This is a genomic window from Apilactobacillus ozensis DSM 23829 = JCM 17196 (assembly GCF_001435995.1).
GTDB lineage: Bacteria > Bacillota > Bacilli > Lactobacillales > Lactobacillaceae > Apilactobacillus > Apilactobacillus ozensis.
On the sequence record NZ_AYYQ01000018.1, the window covers coordinates 52199 to 68282 of the forward strand.

Genomic DNA, 16084 nt, shown 5'->3' on the forward strand with positions numbered 1-16084 from the left:
TAAATAAATAATCAAAGAGGTTTTGTTATTATGAATGATAAGAGAATTCCGTGGGATCAATATTTTATGTTGCAGGCGGTATTGCTTTCAAAAAGAAGTACTTGTAATCGATTATCAGTAGGTGCCATGTTAGTTAGAGATCGTCGCATAATTGCTGGTGGCTATAATGGCTCAGTTTCAGGTGACGTTCATTGTATTGATGATGGTTGCTATATTGTAGATGGCCATTGCTTAAGAACTATTCATGCAGAAGTTAATGCCATTTCACAATGTGCTAAATTTGGAGAATCTACTGACGGTGCTGAAATATATGTTACTGACTTTCCATGCCTTCAGTGTACTAAAATGCTGTTACAGTCAGGCATTAAAAAAATAAATTATTTAAGAAATTATCATAACGATGATTATGCTAAAAAATTAATAAAATTAAAAAAAGTTACGCTTAATCAAGTAAAATTAGACCCGAAATTTACTGATTCAATTCAATTTAGTTCTTATTTGCCTAAATAATTAAATATCAATATTTTTTTACAGCTTTAATATGTTGCTCATTGGTAGTTATTTATTTTGGTAACACTTACGTTGGATGTTTATTTTTTACAATTTCTTTTATTAGAATTTTATTTTATAAGGATAAAAATACATTTTTTATTACTATAATCATCGCTTTATTATTATGTTTTTGGCTTTCATTTAAACAGCATTGTAATCATAAAAAAGAAATTAATAATTATGAAAATGTAAGAATGATTTTAAAAGTCTATCCTGATGAATTAAATTTTAGTGATACTTATTTTTACGGAACGTGTCACTACAATAAAAATAAGTATATTATTAGTGGGAATGTTAAATTTAAATTATATGAAACTAGTTTAATTAATGTTGATGCTAAAATGTCTTCAATAGATGCACCAACTAATTTTAATCAGTTTAATTCTAAAAAATATAACGAAACAAATGATATATATAATCGTATAAAAGTAACTAAAATTAACGAAGTCAATAAAATTAATAATTTTAGTTTATTTAACTTACTTCATGATTTGAGATATAAACTACTTAACATTGCAGATAACATGCCTAAACCATTGAATATTTATACTAAAGGATTATTGTTTGGTAAGATTGATAATGATTTTTCAGATGAACTAAATGGAGTTAAAACTTTGGGCTTAATACATCTTTTTAGCATATCAGGTCTACATGTTTACTTATTAGTATCTTTTATTAGAAAGCTTTTTTATGTTTTAGGATTTCATAGACAATTAGTTGATAAAGTGATAATAATATTACTTCCAATGTTCTTTGTTATTTCTGGATCCTCTGTGGGTTTAATGCGGTCAATACTTTTAGTGGAACTTGCAATGGTACTTAAATTCCTTAATTTAAAATTTGACGCTTTGAACTTATTTAGTTTAGTTTTAATTATTCATTTATTTTTACATCCACAAATGATATTTCAGTTTGGCTGCCAATTGAGTTATTTGTTATCCTTAGGATTGATTTTTTTGAAAAATTTTTCTAATTGGAAACTTACTCTTCATATGAATTTAATAAGTTTACCACTTATTCTGTACAATACATACGAATGGCACATTCTAACTATATTAGCTAATATAATTATTATTCCTGTTTTTTCTTTGATTATTATTCCAGTAGTAATTATTGGAGATGTAGCATTTCTTTGCTTTATGCCTTTATGTAGTTTTTTAAATTCATTTTTAAAGCTATTTGATTTATTTGTTAACTTTATATCTAGTATGCCGGGTGTGATTCATTTTGGAAAACCTGAATTTCTGGTAGTTTTATTAGCTATTTATTTAACATTTAAAATTATGTCTAGCTTTAAGATTAAGTTAATTTCTCTCGTCGCTAGCATTTATTTATTTAACTATTTATATATTCACTTTCCAATTACTGGCGAAGTTAGTTTTTTTGATGTCGGTCAGGGTGATAGCTTTTTAATTAGGACTCCATTTAATAAAAACATTACTGTTATAGATACTGGTGGAAAAGCTAATTTTATGGATAAATCCAACAATTTGAAGCCTAACTATGCATCTTTGAAAACTTCTATTAATTATTTAAAAAGTATAGGCATAAACAGAATAGACAATTTATGTATAAGTCATCAAGATGATGATCATTGTGGTGATTTACCGGCTTTCTTAACGAATATGACAGTAGATAGACTTGTACTACCACTAGGTATTAATCAAAATAAGAAATTTATGAATAAGATTTTGCCGAATATTAATAAAACTAAATTAGTTTTTGTTAAAAATGACTATCAGTTGATAAATTTTCCTTTTACCATTTATCATCCCTTTAATTATGGAATTGGTAATAATGACGATTCAATGGTTTTAGCAGGAACTTTTAATAATAAAAAATTTCTATTCATGGGAGATTTAAGTAGTAATGGTGAAGATAAATTAATAAATGTTTATCCTAATCTAAATGCCGATGTTTTAAAATTAGGTCACCATGGAAGTAAGACTTCATCATCTGAAAACTTTTTAGAAAAGATTAATCCAAAGTTAGCAATTATTTCGGCTGGAAAAAACAATTTGTATCATCATCCTAATGTAGAAACTATTTATAGATTGAATAAACGCAGTATTTCATATTTAAGTACTCAAAATTATGGTATGATATCTTATTGTTACAGCATATTTGGTAATGATAAATGGGTTAGTGGTAACAAAGGAGGTGGACATGATTAATTTAAATGAATTATTTTTAAATTTAAAATCAGGCAAAATAAATCCCATCTATTTAATATTAGGTAATCAAAATTATTTAATTAATCAAGTTAAAAGTAGGTTTAAAAGAATTATTCCAGAAGAAGAGATTTCAATGAATTTCGCCTCTTATGACATGGAAGACACTACTATCGATGATGTCTTAGATGACGCTATGTCTTCACCTTTTTTTGGCGAGCGTAGGTTAATTTTTGTTAATAATCCGTCTTTTTTAACTGGTAACAGTAATATTCCTAAATCGAGTAAAATAATAGATGATTTATCCAATTATTTATTAAATCCTGAAAAGACCTCTACTATAGTCTTTTTTGCACCTTATGATAAATTAGATAATCGTAAGAAGATTACTAAAATTTTAAAAAGCAATGCAGAATTTTTAGATATAACTCATTTGTCAGAAACTCAAGTAAAAAAATATATATTAAATATGATTAAAAGTAAAGATTATCAAATAGATAATCAAAATGTTGAATATTTAATTTCAAGATGTGATGGCGATTTATCGTTTATTATGAATGAATTACCTAAACTCCTATTATATTGTAATGAATCAAAAGTTGTTAAATTTGATGATATAAAAGAAATTGTTACGCCTTCACTAAATCAAAATGTTTTTGATTTAGTTGAATATGTTATGGAAAATAAAGTTGAAAGTTCCATAAATTTGTACCGCAATTTGGTTAAAATAGGTAACCAGCCACTTCAAATCAATGCAATTTTAATAGGTCATGTTAGGTTATTGATACAAACTATTATTTTATCTAATTTAGGTTATTCACAAGGAAGTATTGCTCAAAAATTAAAAGTTCATCCTTACCGTGTTAAACTTAGTTTGAGAGAATCGAAAAAGACTAACTTTTCATTTTTAAAAAAGTTATATATGGAACTTTTTAACTTAGAAAGTGAATTAAAATCTAGTAATAAGGATTCAGAACTTCTATTTGAAATGTTTATATTAAAAATAGTTAAATAAAAAGGGATGTGCAAATTGCACATCCCTTTTTATTTAACTATTTTTTTAAGTTTGCTAAACGTGACTTATCACGGGCAGCTTTATTAGCTTTGATTAAACCTTTTGATTTAGCACGGTCTAAAGCACTGATAGCGTTGTTAAATAATTCTTCAACGTTTTCAGCACCTTTAACGTTAGCTGATTCAAATTTTTTAACAGCAGTTCTCATAACGCTTAATTGTGAAGCGTTACGTTTGTTAGCTTTTTCGTTTGTCTTTACACGTTCAATAGCTGATTTAATAACAGGCATTAATTTCACCTCCAAAATTTCCTAGTTTGGATTAAGGTTCATTTTCTTCAACGTTCTTCATTATACAAAATCATTATTATAATTGCAATAGCATATTATTAGCAATGATTACTAAAAAATACCTTGCTATTTTTTAGTATTGATATTATCATACTTAAGTAGAGTTTATATAAACCTATAACTTAGTTTCTTGGCTAGCTCACTGGCTTGTTACTCAGTTATAGGCGATTAATTTTGAAAGGTGGGAATATAATGGCTCTTACACAAACTGAAAAAAACGAAATCATCAACAAATACGCTCGTCACGAAGGTGACACTGGATCTGTTGAAGTACAAGTTGCTGTTTTAACAGCTGACATTAACAAGATTAATGGTCACATGAAAATGCACAAAAAAGATTTTCATTCACAAAGAGGTTTGATGAAGAAAATCGGTCACCGTCGTAACTTATTAGCTTACTTACGTAAGAATGATGTTACACGTTACAGAGACTTAATTAAGAGTTTAGGTTTACGTCGTTAATATACAAAAGAGACAGGGTAATTTATTTTGCTCATGTCTCTTTTTTCATATACATAATACATACTTAAAATTCATAAAATATGATACACTATAACCAGTTGTATTTGTGCGCGTTTAAATTTACATATTTAAATAAAAATGAATTAATTTATTAATAATTTTGAGGTGAATTATGAAAAAAAATATTAAAATTATTCCACTAGGTGGAGTTAGAGAAAATGGAAAAAATCTTTACGCAGTTGAGATTAATGATGGCATTTATATTTTAGATTGTGGGTTAAAGTACCCTGAAAATGAAATGCTTGGGATTGATGTAGTAATTCCTGACTTTAGTTATTTAAGACAAAATAAAGATAAAATTGTGGGAGTATTTTTGTCACATGGGCATGCTGATGCCATTGGTGCATTACCATACTTTTTAAGCGAGTTTGACGTTCCAGTATTCGGATCACAATTTACAATTGATTTGGCTAAGTTTTTCATTGAACAAAACGATAGTAAAAACAAGTTTAATAATTTTAATGTTATTAACGAAAAAAGTGAAATCATCTTTGATGATGTTACAGTGACCTTTTTTAAGACCACTCACTCGGTTCCTGATTCTATGGGAATTGTTTTATCTACTGAGCAAGGTCAAATTGTGTATACTGGCGATTTTAAATTCGACCAAACTGTTAAGCAGGAATATGCAACTAACTATGCTGCATTAACTGAAGTAGGGAGTAAGGGTGTATTAGCGTTATTAAGCGATTCTGGTAATGCAGATGATCCTTACCCAACAGTTAGCGAGTTAAAAATTGAAAGATATATTTATGACCTGTTTCAATACCATGATTCAAGAATAATTATTGCTTCCAATTCTGCTAACATTCTTAGAATTCAACAAGTAGTTAACGCTGCTCATAAAGTTGGAAGAAAAATATTTTTAGATGGTAAAGATTTATCTAAAATTTTAGATATTGCCATTAAATCTAAAAAATTAGTTTTGCCTAGTGATGATATTTTTGTTTCCCCTAAAGAATTGAAAAAAGTAGACCCTGAAAAGCTCGTGATTTTAGAAACTGATAAAATGGGCGAACCAGTTAAAGCAATTCAAAGAATGGCTAACCAGCAAGCTAAATACATTAATATTGAAAAAGGTGATTTAGTTTTAATAGCAACAACTCCTTCACATGCAATGGAGACGGTTATTGCTAAAACTAGAGATATGGTTTACCGAGCTGATGCTGAAGTTAAAATGATATCTGATGATTTAAATGCTAGTTCAGATGCTAGTGGTGAAGATTTACAGTTAATGCTTAACTTGCTTAAACCTAAATACTTAATACCTGTTCAAGGTGAGTACAGAATGCTTGATGCGCATGCCAAACTCGCTGAAGAAGTGGGTATTAGCAAAGATGATATATTTATGTTGAGTAAGGGAGATGTATTATCTTACGACGGTGAAAATATGCATTTAAGTGATTCAGTTGATGCAGGAAACACCATGATTGATGGTATTGGTGTTGGCGATATCGGTAATATCGTTTTACGTGATCGTAAGCTCCTTTCGGATGACGGTATATTTATTGTAGTTGTTACAATCAATAGAAGAAAGAAAACTATTATTGCTAAACCTAAGATAACTTCAAGAGGATTTGTTTATGTAAAAAGTAATAAGGAATTAATGAATAAAGCATCAGAAATTGTTTCAAATGCAATTCAACTAAATTTGGACAATAAGGAATTTGATTGGGGACATCTAAAACAAGATGTTCGAGAGAAAATAAGTCATTTCCTATTTGACAAGACACACAGAAGACCTGTTATTCTTCCTGTGATAATGGAAGTTAACCAACATCGTAGAAAAAAGCACACTAATAGTTCAAAGACAACCAATGACAAAAAATAATATTAAAGGTTTAGATGAATATTATTCGGATTTATATGATAGTGCATTAGATGATAAATCTAATAAAAACTATGATAATGCTATAAATAAATTAACTGAAATCTATAATAATAAACAACTGGATTTAATAAACATTCAACTAGTTAAACTTTTATATAAAGAGCATAGGTATCAAGAAGCGTTCGAGTACATTACCTTAAATCCTAATTTATACTTGAAAAATATTGAGTTAATTAAAATATTTATTGAAGTATTGTTAAATAATCATGATTTTATTTTTGCTAGAAAAGTCGTTGCTGATTTCAACGATAAATTATTAAAAGACAAAGTAATACTTAAAATTAGTGTAGCTGAGAAAAATTATGAAGAATATTTTCAAAAAAGTTTGAATTCTAAAGTTAAAGAATTTGCTCATTTGGGCAATTATGAATTTTCAAAGCAAAAGTCAATATTAGAAAGCTCTATGAAAATTCCTTTAAAATATTTTGTTGAATATGGTGAATATTTATTACTTGACTCCTTTGTTCATCCATTGATAAAAAGCTCAATTGTTGATACTTTTAGGGAGTTAAAGTTGAAAATTAATATTAACGAACGCTTTATCGATAAAAAAGTCAGAGAACTTAATGTTTATGGATTATCAAAGCTAGAAAGTATGCTTTCTTATAGAAACATTATTTCAATTGTTAATGAAAGTTGTTTAAAAAATGATCCCACAAGCAAGATGATGTTTTTACAGTATCTAAGAGTTAATTTAATGATTATTTATCCATTTAATGATGAAATTATCAAAAATTACAAGTTATGGTTTGAATATTTTTACAAAACTTTTACTGGTAGACAATTTGATAGTGATACCGAAGAAAAAGAAGAAATAAATGATATTGGAAACCTAATTTTATCTATTTATTCGGAATTATTTAACATTTAATAATAATAATTAAAATTTATTGTGTTTTTTGTTTACAAATAAAAGCACAGTAGCTATAATATTAGAGGAATTCTTCTTGAGAACGATTTTCATAACTTTGTCTTTTTAAGAAGATGTAGTATAATAACTTATAAAGATGTACTGTATTTTTCAGTACAAATCTTTCGAAAAATAACAGGAGGTTTTCATAAATGGCAAAAGAACATTATGAAAGAACAAAGCCCCATGTAAATATTGGTACTATTGGCCATATTGATCATGGTAAGACTACTTTAACTGCAGCTATCACAAAAGTATTATCAGACAGAGGTTTAGCAAATGCTGAAGATTACTCTGATATTGATGCTGCTCCAGAAGAACGTGAACGTGGTATAACAATCAACACTGCACACGTTGAATATGAAACTGAAAAACGTCACTATGCTCATATTGACGCTCCAGGACATGCTGATTACGTTAAAAACATGATTACTGGTGCCGCTCAAATGGATGGTGCTATCTTAGTTGTTGCTGCAACTGATGGTCCTATGCCACAAACTCGTGAACATATCTTACTTGCTCGCCAAGTTGGTGTTGAATACATTGTTGTATTCTTAAACAAGACTGATTTAGTTGATGATGACGAATTAGTTGACTTAGTTGAAATGGAAGTACGTGAATTACTTTCAGAATACGATTACCCTGGCGATGACATTCCATTTGTTCGTGGTTCAGCTCTTAAAGCATTACAAGGCGACAAAGAACAAGAAGATGTTATCTTAAAATTATTGGATATCGTTGATGAATACATTCCAACTCCAAAACGTGAAGATGACAAACCAATGTTAATGCCTGTTGAAGATGTATTTACTATCACTGGTCGTGGTACTGTTGCATCTGGACGTATTGACCGTGGTGTTGTTAAAGTTGGTGACGACGTTGAAATTATTGGTTTAGTTGAAGACGTTCTTAAATCAACTGTTACTGGCCTAGAAATGTTCCGTAAGACTCTTGACGAAGGTGAAGCCGGAGATAATGTTGGTATGTTACTTCGTGGTGTTAACCGTGATCAAGTTGTTCGTGGACAAGTTGTTGCAGCCCCAGGCTCAATTACTACTCACAAGAGTTTTGAAGGACAAGTTTATATTTTAAGTAAAGAAGAAGGTGGACGTCATACTCCATTCTTCTCAAACTACCGTCCTCAATTCTACTTCCATACAACTGATGTTACTGGTGTAATCGAACTTGAAAAAGGTGTAGAAATGGTTATGCCTGGTGATAACGTTACATTCAATGTTGAATTAACTAAACCAGTTGGTATCGAAAAAGGTACTAAGTTCACTATTCGTGAAGGTGGACATACTGTTGGTGCCGGTGTTGTTTCAGACATCGATGACTAATTTAGTATAACTAAAAGAACTCGAAAATTCATTTTTTCGAGTTCTTTTTTTATATTTTAACTTTCTTAATACCTATATTATTAGTAAAACATTTACTTTTATGCATTCATACGTTAAAATACTTATGTGCGCAATTAAGAAGAAAATTGTATTTAAATTATAATTTCATCTCGGAGGGAAAATAATGTCTGCAAAATGGGAAAAAAAAGGTACTAACGATGGTGTTTTAACTTTCGAAATTAGTATAGACAAGATTAAAGAAGGCCTAGATAAGGCTTTCAATAAAAATAAAAAAAATATTAACATTCCAGGTTTTAGAAAAGGTAAAGTTTCACGTCAAATCTTTAATGAAATGTACGGTGAAGAAGCTTTATACCAAGATGCTTTGAACATTCTTTTACCAGAAGCATACAGTGCTGCTGTTAAAGAAGCTGGAATTGAACCAGTTGATCAACCTAAAGTTGACGTTAAATCATTAGAAAAAGGCCAAAACTGGGTATTAACTGCTGACGTTACTGTTAAACCAGAAGTTGAATTAGGTGATTACACTGGTCTGAAAGTTGAAAAACAAAACACTCGTGTATACCAAAAAGACATTGATGCTGAAATCGAAAAGAAACGTCAATCACAAGCTGAATTAGTTCTAAAAGAAGATAAAGCAGCTGCTAAGGGTGATACTGTAGTTATTGACTTTGACGGATATGTTGATGGTAAACAATTCGATGGTGGAAAAGCTAACAACTATTCACTTGAACTAGGTTCAGGTTCATTCATTCCTGGATTTGAAGATCAACTAATTGGTCACAAAGCTGACGAAGATGTTGATGTTGTAGTAACTTTCCCAGAAAATTACCAAGCAAAAGAATTACAAAGTAAGGAAGCTACTTTCAAAGTTAAAATTCATGAAGTAAAAGAAAAACAACTTCCAAAACTTGATGATGAATTTGCTAAAGATGTTGATGAAAACGTTGATAGCTTAGATGAACTTAAAGATAAGATTAAAGCTGACTTAAAGGAAGAAAAACAAGCTAGTGCTGACAACGCTATTGAAGATGAAGCTATTCAAGCAGCTGTTAAGAATGCAACTATCAAAGAAGTTCCTCAAGCAATGATTGATGAAGATGTACAACGTCAAATGGATCAATATCTTGCAAACATGCAACAACAAGGTATTAATGCAAGTATGTACTTCAAATTAACAGGTACTAAACCCGAAGATTTGAAAAAACAATTTGTTGCAGGTGCTGAAGAAAGAGTTAAAACTAATTTAGTTCTTGAAGCTATTGTTAAAAATGAAAAAATTGAACCAACTAAAGAAGAAATTGATGAACAAGTTAAAGAATTAGCAAAACAATATGGTATGAAGGAAGAAGCCGTTAGAGGTGCTTTAACTGACGACATGTTGAAACATGATATTGCTATTCAAAAAGCTGTTAAGTTGGTTACTGACAGTGCAAAACCTGAACCAAAATCAAAGCTAAAAAAAGAAAGTAAAAGTTCTAAATAGCTAACATTAAAAAGATCCAATTAGTTGTTATTTAATCAATTGGGTCTTTTTTTTTTCTATATTAAACAAATTGTTTTGTTTAATATATGAGTTGTGCTATATTAATTTCTAGTTAAGTATTTAGTTGATAATTGGAGGGATAAATCTATTGCTAGAAGATAATGAAGATAAAAATGCAGTAGTATGTTCTTTCTGCGGTAAGTCCCAAGACCAAGTAAAAAAAATAGTTGCTGGTCCTGGAGTATACATTTGTAATGAATGTATTGATCTTTGTAAAAAAATCGTAGATGAAGAATTAGCACGTGAAAATAAAGACAAGACGATTAAGGCATTAACACCTAAGCAAATTGTTAATAAGCTTGATGAGTATGTTATCGGTCAAGATGATGCTAAAAAAACATTATCAGTGGCTGTTTACAACCATTATAAACGTGTGAATGACATTAATACTGAAGATAAAGATGAAACAGAATTACAAAAAAGTAATATATCAGTAATTGGTCCTACTGGTTCAGGAAAAACATATCTAGCTCAATCCTTAGCTAGAATTTTAAATGTGCCTTTTGCCATTGCTGATGCAACTACTTTGACTGAGGCTGGGTATGTTGGTGAAGATGTTGAAAATATTTTGCTAAAGCTTTTGCAAAATGCCGATTTTGACGTTGAAAGAGCCGAAAAAGGTATTATTTACATTGATGAAATCGATAAAATTGCTAAAAAGTCTGAAAATGTTTCAATTACTAGAGATGTTTCCGGTGAAGGTGTTCAACAAGCTTTACTGAAAATATTAGAAGGTACCATTGCTAACGTTCCACCACAGGGTGGTAGAAAGAATCCACAACAAGAGTTTATTCAAATTGACACCAAGAACATTTTGTTTATTGTTGGTGGTGCTTTTGACGGGATTCAAAATATTGTTAAAAACCGTTTGGGAGATAAAACAATTGGTTTTGGAACTTCATCTAGTGAAATTGATGAACTAACTGATGACAATGTTATGCAACACGTTATTCCTAGCGACTTGCTAAGCTTTGGTTTAATTCCAGAATTTATTGGTAGACTACCTATTTTAACTTCATTAAAGAAACTAAGTGAAGATGATTTGGTAAGAATCTTAACGGAACCTAAAAATGCTTTAGTTAGACAATATACTAAGTTATTAGCAATAGATGGAGTTAGATTAACGTTCGAAAAAGCTTCTTTAAGAGAAATTGCAAAATTAGCACTTGCTAGAAAAACAGGAGCTCGTGGTTTAAGATCTATCATGGAAGATATTATGCGTGATGTCATGTATGATTTACCAGGTAGAGATGATGTTGAAGAGGTAATAATTACTCCTGAAACTATCACCGATTCTGTAGAACCTAAATTAGTATTAAAAAAGTAGGTTTTTAAACCTACTTTTTTATATTGTATGTATGTTAAAATCGTTATATCAATAAACTAGGGAGTTACATTTTATATGAAGGTAAATAATGTTAATTTAGAGATTAGTGCGGTTGCTCCTAAACAATATCCCGGTGGTAATTTACCTGAGATAGGTTTAGTAGGTAGATCTAATGTTGGTAAATCTTCTCTAACTAACAAATTAATTAATCGTAATGGTTACGCTAGAACTTCAAACCGTCCAGGAAAGACTCAAACGCTTAATTTTTACAAGATAGAAGATAGTATCTACTTTGTAGATATTCCTGGATATGGATATGCTCGTGTTTCTAAAAAGGAACGTGAAAAATGGGGCATGATGATTGAAGAGTATTTAACTACTCGTAAAAGTTTAAGCGGAGTAGTTTTATTAGTTGATGGTCGTCGTGCACCTTCTGATGATGATGTACAAATGTTTGAATTTCTACGTTATTATAATATTCCAACTTTGATTGTTGCCACTAAGATGGATAAAACATCTAAAACTAAGTGGAACAAAGAATTGAGCATTTTGAAAAAATCTTTTAATGTGTCTGAAGATGATATACGATTATTTTCTGCTCAAACAGGATATGGAACTGAAAGTGTTTGGCAGTGGATAGGAGATAAGACAGGAGTAAAGTGATTTATGAACTTTGAAGAATATCAAAAAGAAGCTAATAAGACTTTAATCGGTGACGAACAGGTATTAACTAACTGTGCTTTAGGACTAGCAAGTGAAACTGGCCAACTGGTAGATTTAGTTAAAAAATATACTTTTCACGGTGAAGAAATGAGTAAAGAACAGCTTACTAAAGAAATGGGTGATGTTCTTTGGTACTTGTCTCAAGTTGCTGAATGGAATGATATTAATTTTGATGACGTGGCTAAATATAATATTCAAAGATTGCGCAATAAAAAAAATAAATTAGCAAAAAAATAAAGAGCTTAGCTTATGCTAGCTCTTTATTATTTATCTGAATTCTTTTTTTTGCTATCTTTTTCTTTTTTGAGAAATTTATCTTTCTTAGGGTCTTTGGGTTCGATTTTGGCAAATTTATCAAACATTGCATTTAAGTCAGCGTTTCTTTGAATGTTTAAGCTCATATTTCACATCTCCTTATTTTGAATATATAATATCAGATGTTTGTATATTTGTCATATAATGAAGATAACATTATTCGAGGTGATATAATGGCTACACCACATATAGAAAAAAAACTAAAACTTCTGCCAGATTTACCTGGATGCTACTTAATGAAAAATGAGCAAGGCAAAATCATATATGTTGGAAAGGCAAAAAATCTCAAAAATCGTGTTCGTTCATACTTTAAAAGTAGTCATACTGGAAAAACTGCTAAACTAGTATCTCAAATTAGAGATTTTGAAACTATTATAACTTCTAATGATAAGGAAGCTTTTCTATTAGAAATAACCCTAATTCATAAACACAGGCCACACTACAACATTCAACTAAAACAGGGTAATGGTGGCTATCCATATATAAAAATTACCAATGAACGTGACCCTATACTTTTAATAGTTAATAACGTGAAAAATGATGGTGGTTACTATTTTGGTCCATATCCCAACGTATATGCTGCTGACGAAACTTTACATTTTTTACAAAAAACATATCCACTTAGAAGATGCAATGGATACCAAAAACGTCCGTGTCTCTATTACCACATGGATCAGTGTTTAGGAGCTTGTTTTAAAACTGTTCCACAAAAATTATATCAACAACAAATTCGTAAAATAAAGTCATTTTTAAATGGAAATGTTAGTTCCGCTAAAAAAGAAATTACGTCAAAAATGATGGAAGCATCCAATAATCTAGAATTTGAAAGAGCAGCTGAATTAAGAGACCAGTTAAAATATATTAATATAACTGTTGAGAAACAAAAGATTATTACTAATGATAACACTACCCGTGATATTTTTAACTACTATACTGATATGGGATGGATATCAATTCAAATATTCTTTATTCGTCAAGCTAGGTTGATGAAACGAGTTAAACGGGCTTTTCCGATTGTTAATAATCCCGACGAAGAATTTTTAAGTTTTATAGTTCAATTTTATAAGCAAAAGAATCAACCGCTCCCTAAAGAAATATTAGTACCGGAAAGTGTTGATAAAGATGTCTTAGCTAGTATTTTGGATACAAGTGTAAAGACACCCAAAAGAGGTCAAAAATTAGATTTAATGAAAATGGTTAAAAAAAATTCTAAATTAGTTCTCGAAGAAAAGTTTAGACTAATGGAATTTGGCAAACGTAAAACTTTAGGTGCGGTTGAAGAACTAAGTCGTAAGCTTAATATTCCTATTGCTCATCGCATTGAATCATTTGATCATTCACACATTCAAGGAACAGATATCGTATCAGCAATGGTAGTTTTTGAAGATGGTTTACCAAATAAAAATATGTACCGTAAATATAAGTTAAAAACGGTTGATAAAGCAGATGAATCAGCTAGTACACACGAAGTTGTTAGGCGCAGATATTCAAGACTACTAAAAGAGCATAAGTCATTACCAGACTTGATTTTAATGGATGGTGGAGAAATTCAACTAGCAGCGGTGCAAGATGTTTTACAAAATGAACTGAATCTAAACATTCCAGTTGCTGGAATGGTGAAAGACGATAAACATAAAACAGCACATTTAATCGTTGATAATAATCAATACATTCCTTTAAAACATGACTCACAGGCTTTTTATTTAGTTGAAAGAATCCAAGACGAAGTACACCGATTTGCAATTAATTTTCATCGACAAGTACACACTAAACATTCACTAAGTTCAGAACTAGATACTATTAAAGGTGTGGGACCTAAAACTAAAGTTAAATTATTAGATAACTTTAAATCACTAGATAAAATAGCTAATGCCAGTATTGATGAACTAAAAAATACAGGTATTTCAGAAAGTGTAGCCAAAAATGTTAAGCTGACTTTAGATATACTTATAAAAAAACGCAAAAAATGAAACTTTACTATTTGTTAAAATATAGTTATACTCAATTACATTAAATGAAAGTGAAACGGAGAAAATATGTTTGTAGATCAAGTAAAAGTTAATATAAAAGCTGGAAAAGGTGGTAACGGAATCGTTGCCTTTAGACGTGAAAAATATGTACCGAATGGTGGACCTGCTGGTGGTGATGGCGGACATGGTGGTAACATCATATTTTCTGTTGATACTGGAATGAACACCTTGATGGATTTTAGATACCGTCGTAAGTTTAAGGCTGATAATGGTGCTGATGGTGGTAACAAAAAAATGACTGGGCGCAGTGCCGAAGATTTAATTGTTTATGTACCTGAAGGAACTACTATTTACAATAATGAAAATGATAAAGTCATTTGCGATTTAGTTAATAAAGATGATCGTTTTGTAGTAGCTAAAGGCGGTCGTGGTGGCCGTGGAAATGTTCATTTTGCTAGTGCCAAAAATTCAGCTCCTGAAATATCTGAAAACGGTGAACCGGGAGAAGAAAAATCAATTAGATTAGAATTAAAAGTTTTAGCTGATGTCGGTTTAGTTGGTTTCCCTTCAGTTGGGAAATCTACATTGTTATCAGCAATAACTAGTTCCAAACCTAAGATTGCTGAGTACCATTTCACCACATTAGTTCCTAACTTAGGGATGGTAAGGTTAGACAATGGAAAAGATTTTGTGGTCGCCGATTTACCTGGTTTAATTGAAGGTGCTTCAAGCGGGACTGGACTTGGTTTCCAATTCCTACGTCATGTGGAAAGAACTAGAGTTATTTTACATTTAGTTGATATGAGTGGTACGGAAGGCCGTAATCCTATTGATGACTTTAATAAAATTAATAATGAGTTAGCTCAATATGATGATAATATTTTAAGTCGTCCACAAATCGTAGTTGCTACTAAAATGGATATGCCAGATTCAGCTAAAAACCTGGAAGAATTTAAGACACATTTATCTGATATAGATGTAAATCCAGTTAAGGTAATGCCAATTTCTTCAGTAACTCATTCTGGATTGAAAGATTTAATAATTACTACATCTAACTTATTAGACGAAACTCCTAAGTTCCCAGAACAACAAGAATATGATGATAGCGTTGAATATGATTATGATGAATCTGATGAAAAACCATTCGAAATATCTCGTGATGATTATGGTGATTGGATTCTTAGTGGAAATAGAATTGAAAAACTATTCCAAATGACGGACACTACTCACGAACAAAGTATGTTAAGATTTGCTAGACAACTTCGTGGGATGGGTGTAGATGATGAGCTTAGAAAAGCCGGTGCTAAAAACGGTGATCAAGTTTCAATTCTTGACTTTACATTTACGTTCATGGACTAATACGATTAGAAAGATGGGCATTGCCCATCTTTTTTTATGTTACAATTTAATGTGGTATTTTTTCGAGATTTAA

General features: G+C 30.3%; 15 protein-coding genes. 13 read left to right on the forward strand and 2 right to left on the reverse strand.

Annotated features, from left to right (window positions below; translation table 11 throughout):
* The first annotated feature begins 30 nt into the window (after window positions 1-30).
* The 3 genes from FD06_RS02930 to holA all read left to right on the forward strand — a co-directional run bounded on the left by FD06_RS02930 (window position 31) and on the right by holA (window position 3738).
* Entirely contained in the window at window positions 31-510 is a 480-nt protein-coding gene (locus tag FD06_RS02930; protein ID WP_056965977.1) for a ComE operon protein 2, read from the forward strand.
* 236 nt (window positions 511-746) lie between these two features.
* Window positions 747-2726, forward strand: coding sequence for a DNA internalization-related competence protein ComEC/Rec2 (locus FD06_RS02935; protein ID WP_156403086.1), 1980 nt, complete (start codon window positions 747-749; stop codon window positions 2724-2726).
* Entirely contained in the window at window positions 2719-3738 is a 1020-nt protein-coding gene (gene holA / locus FD06_RS02940; protein ID WP_056965981.1) for a DNA polymerase III subunit delta, read from the forward strand. Before FD06_RS02935 ends, holA begins: the two co-directional genes overlap by 8 nt.
* Before the next feature lie 37 nt (window positions 3739-3775).
* Here holA and rpsT read toward each other — a convergent pair whose 3' ends face one another.
* Complete coding sequence (gene rpsT, locus FD06_RS02945; RefSeq protein WP_056965983.1) at window positions 3776-4027, reverse strand: 30S ribosomal protein S20; 252 nt, start codon at window positions 4025-4027, stop codon at window positions 3776-3778.
* A gap of 252 nt (window positions 4028-4279) precedes the next feature.
* Between rpsT and rpsO the strand changes: the two genes are divergently transcribed.
* From rpsO to FD06_RS02985, 8 genes are all read left to right on the forward strand, one after another.
* Window positions 4280-4549, forward strand: coding sequence for a 30S ribosomal protein S15 (gene rpsO, locus FD06_RS02950; protein WP_054658209.1), 270 nt, complete (start codon window positions 4280-4282; stop codon window positions 4547-4549).
* Window positions 4550-4721: 172 nt separating this feature from the next.
* On the forward strand, window positions 4722-6440 hold the full coding sequence (locus FD06_RS02955) for a ribonuclease J (protein WP_056965985.1): 1719 nt from the start codon (window positions 4722-4724) through the stop codon (window positions 6438-6440).
* Entirely contained in the window at window positions 6427-7371 is a 945-nt protein-coding gene (locus FD06_RS02960; RefSeq protein ID WP_056965987.1) for a hypothetical protein, read from the forward strand. Before FD06_RS02955 ends, FD06_RS02960 begins: the two co-directional genes overlap by 14 nt.
* A 191-nt stretch (window positions 7372-7562) precedes the next feature.
* Window positions 7563-8750, forward strand: coding sequence for an elongation factor Tu (tuf, locus tag FD06_RS02965; RefSeq protein ID WP_054658215.1), 1188 nt, complete (start codon window positions 7563-7565; stop codon window positions 8748-8750).
* A gap of 184 nt (window positions 8751-8934) precedes the next feature.
* On the forward strand, window positions 8935-10257 hold the full coding sequence (tig, locus tag FD06_RS02970; protein ID WP_056965989.1) for a trigger factor: 1323 nt from the start codon (window positions 8935-8937) through the stop codon (window positions 10255-10257).
* A gap of 148 nt (window positions 10258-10405) precedes the next feature.
* A complete protein-coding gene (clpX, locus tag FD06_RS02975) occupies window positions 10406-11644 on the forward strand; it encodes an ATP-dependent Clp protease ATP-binding subunit ClpX (protein WP_170207771.1) in 1239 nt (412 codons plus the stop codon).
* Between the two features lie 75 nt (window positions 11645-11719).
* A complete protein-coding gene (yihA, locus tag FD06_RS02980; protein WP_056965990.1) occupies window positions 11720-12307 on the forward strand; it encodes a ribosome biogenesis GTP-binding protein YihA/YsxC in 588 nt (195 codons plus the stop codon).
* Window positions 12308-12310: 3 nt separating this feature from the next.
* Window positions 12311-12604 carry a nucleoside triphosphate pyrophosphohydrolase family protein gene (locus tag FD06_RS02985; protein WP_056965992.1) on the forward strand — a complete coding sequence of 98 codons (294 nt, stop codon included), beginning with the start codon at window positions 12311-12313 and terminating at the stop codon, window positions 12602-12604.
* Between the two features lie 26 nt (window positions 12605-12630).
* Here the strand turns inward: FD06_RS02985 and FD06_RS07695 are convergent, their stop codons facing one another.
* Window positions 12631-12768, reverse strand: coding sequence for an SPJ_0845 family protein (locus tag FD06_RS07695; protein ID WP_170207772.1), 138 nt, complete (start codon window positions 12766-12768; stop codon window positions 12631-12633).
* Between the two features lie 87 nt (window positions 12769-12855).
* Here FD06_RS07695 and uvrC point away from each other — a divergent pair, with 87 nt between their 5' ends.
* Entirely contained in the window at window positions 12856-14652 is a 1797-nt protein-coding gene (gene uvrC, locus FD06_RS02990) for an excinuclease ABC subunit UvrC (protein WP_056965994.1), read from the forward strand.
* Window positions 14653-14718: 66 nt separating this feature from the next.
* Window positions 14719-16011 (forward strand): GTPase ObgE, encoded by a 1293-nt coding sequence (gene obgE / locus FD06_RS02995; RefSeq protein ID WP_056965996.1) that lies wholly within the window; start codon window positions 14719-14721, stop codon window positions 16009-16011.
* Window positions 16012-16084 lie beyond the last annotated feature (73 nt).

Excerpts from the sequence above, each read along its gene's own strand:
- FD06_RS02930 (WP_056965977.1), top strand. The coding sequence starts at position 31 with ATGAATGATAAGAGAATTCCGTGGGATCAATATTTTATGTTGCAGGCG.
- FD06_RS02935 (WP_156403086.1), top strand. The coding sequence starts at position 747 with ATGATTTTAAAAGTCTATCCTGATGAATTAAATTTTAGTGATACTTAT.
- holA (WP_056965981.1), top strand. The coding sequence starts at position 2,719 with ATGATTAATTTAAATGAATTATTTTTAAATTTAAAATCAGGCAAAATA.
- rpsT (WP_056965983.1), bottom strand. The coding sequence starts at position 4,027 with ATGCCTGTTATTAAATCAGCTATTGAACGTGTAAAGACAAACGAAAAA.
- rpsO (WP_054658209.1), top strand. The coding sequence starts at position 4,280 with ATGGCTCTTACACAAACTGAAAAAAACGAAATCATCAACAAATACGCT.
- FD06_RS02955 (WP_056965985.1), top strand. The coding sequence starts at position 4,722 with ATGAAAAAAAATATTAAAATTATTCCACTAGGTGGAGTTAGAGAAAAT.
- FD06_RS02960 (WP_056965987.1), top strand. The coding sequence starts at position 6,427 with ATGACAAAAAATAATATTAAAGGTTTAGATGAATATTATTCGGATTTA.
- tuf (WP_054658215.1), top strand. The coding sequence starts at position 7,563 with ATGGCAAAAGAACATTATGAAAGAACAAAGCCCCATGTAAATATTGGT.
- tig (WP_056965989.1), top strand. The coding sequence starts at position 8,935 with ATGTCTGCAAAATGGGAAAAAAAAGGTACTAACGATGGTGTTTTAACT.
- yihA (WP_056965990.1), top strand. The coding sequence starts at position 11,720 with ATGAAGGTAAATAATGTTAATTTAGAGATTAGTGCGGTTGCTCCTAAA.
- FD06_RS02985 (WP_056965992.1), top strand. The coding sequence starts at position 12,311 with ATGAACTTTGAAGAATATCAAAAAGAAGCTAATAAGACTTTAATCGGT.
- FD06_RS07695 (WP_170207772.1), bottom strand. The coding sequence starts at position 12,768 with ATGAGCTTAAACATTCAAAGAAACGCTGACTTAAATGCAATGTTTGAT.
- uvrC (WP_056965994.1), top strand. The coding sequence starts at position 12,856 with ATGGCTACACCACATATAGAAAAAAAACTAAAACTTCTGCCAGATTTA.
- obgE (WP_056965996.1), top strand. The coding sequence starts at position 14,719 with ATGTTTGTAGATCAAGTAAAAGTTAATATAAAAGCTGGAAAAGGTGGT.